Source organism: Tritonibacter sp. SIMBA_163 (assembly GCF_046535935.1).
GTDB classification, from domain to species: Bacteria; Pseudomonadota; Alphaproteobacteria; order Rhodobacterales; family Rhodobacteraceae; genus Epibacterium; species Epibacterium scottomollicae.
Window position 1 is genome coordinate 1 of the sequence record NZ_JAWJBP010000781.1, and the last position, 257, is coordinate 257.

1 protein-coding gene is annotated in these 257 nt (G+C 37.4%); it reads right to left on the reverse strand.

The window, feature by feature from the left end:
• A partial coding sequence (locus tag R0J92_RS24450) for a hypothetical protein (RefSeq protein ID WP_411053592.1) occupies positions 1-257 on the reverse strand: 257 nt, incomplete at both ends.

The following is a 257-nucleotide window of genomic DNA, read 5'->3' on the forward strand; positions in this document are numbered from 1 at the left end:
CTTGGATTTATTGATAGCTGCGGCAGCTTTTAAAGGACTATTCTTATAATGTTCACCAGACAACAGCTTATCGACAGCGAATAAAAAAACATCGTGATCGTTCACGTATATAGATGTATTCCACATCGCTGTAAGCAATGAAAGCTCAAGATGTCCTCTGTCTTCTCGTATATTGCGACTTGCACGTAATGGAGACATTTCTTCAAAACATTTTTTAAGATTGTTGAGTGAAGAAACTGCCATTTTTGCGTTATCAG